The following is a 1,187-nucleotide window of genomic DNA, read 5'->3' on the forward strand; positions in this document are numbered from 1 at the left end:
GCAGGCACCAAGGCCCGCCCCACGCTCACCGCGGCAGCGCGCACCCTGCAGCCGGCGCTGACCCAGGCCTTCGAGCAGATCCATGAGGCGGTGCGCAGCCTGGGCGACGCCCACGAAGGCCCTCTGGACGTGGCCTGCTTCAGCACCTTCACCGTCAAATGGCTGATCCCCCGGCTGTTCGACTTTCACGCGCACCACCCCGGCATCGAGGTGCGCCTGCGCACCACCGACACCGGCACCGACGCTGCACGCGAAGGCTGCGACCTGCTCATCACGGCCATCACGCACGACAGCGGCGAGGCCCTTGCAGACAACGAGACGTCCCTGCCTCTTTTCGCCGAATACCTGGGCCCGGTGATGTCCCCGGCCATGGCAGGACGCCTCCAGCAACCTGAAGACCTGGCCAGCCTCCCCTTGCTGCACACACGCGGCCGGCGCAACGCCTGGGACCTGTGGGCCGCCTCCATGGACATGGCCCCGCCCGCAGCGGCCGGCCCCGTCTACGAGCACTACTACTTCACGCTGGAAGCGGCGCTGCGCGGCCTGGGCGCGGCCGTCGCCCCCTGGCACCTGGTGATGGACGACGTGCAGGCCGGTCGCCTGCTGGCGCCCTTCGGCTTCACGGCCTCCGGCTACCGCTACCTGGCGCTGCGCCGCAGCACTGCGGTGCAGACCCGGCTCGACATCTTCTGCAACTGGCTGCAGGCGCAGGCACGGGCCATGCCCGAAGCGCCAGCCGTCCAGGGCATATCGATCACGCATGCAGGAAACTTCGCGGCCACCCCAAAAAATCGATGCTAGAATCGCGGTCTTCGGAGAGGTGGATGAGCGGTTTAAGTCGCACGCCTGGAAAGCGTGTGTGGGCTAATCCCCACCGCGGGTTCGAATCCCGCCCTCTCCGCCAAAATGATCTAAGCCCTTGATTGATTCAATCAAGGGCTTTTTTCTTTGCGCAGCGTGACCACAAGGCAGGCATCAGGTCATCGAGCTGGATGCACTGGGTGATGAAGGGCTCGAGGTTGATCGAGCCCTCCTCGACCAGCTTGATGGTTTCCTGGTGGTCGTTGCAGTAAGCAATGGTGCCGCGCACGTCCAGCTGCTTCATGACCACGCTGTGCACGTTCGAACGACACATCCACGCCCTTGCCGCCGGTGAGCTTCATCACCTCGGCCACCACGTCCACCTC

The 1,187-nt window shown here is 65.8% G+C and carries 1 protein-coding gene, 1 tRNA gene and 1 pseudogene; 2 read left to right on the top strand and 1 reads right to left on the bottom strand.

What is annotated here, in order from left to right:
• The coding region (locus L995_RS26105; RefSeq protein ID WP_047474219.1) for a LysR substrate-binding domain-containing protein at positions 1-801 on the top strand (801 nt) is incomplete at its 5' end.
• Between the two features lie 13 nt (positions 802-814).
• Positions 815-904, top strand: a tRNA-Ser gene (locus L995_RS26110).
• A 69-nt stretch (positions 905-973) separates the two neighbouring features.
• Here L995_RS26110 and L995_RS34820 read toward each other — a convergent pair.
• Positions 974-1,187, bottom strand: a pseudogene (locus L995_RS34820) (2,3-butanediol dehydrogenase); the annotation flags it as partial.

It is taken from the genome of Delftia sp. ZNC0008, from assembly GCF_000799035.1.
Lineage (GTDB): Bacteria > Pseudomonadota > Gammaproteobacteria > Burkholderiales > Burkholderiaceae_C > Comamonas > Comamonas tsuruhatensis.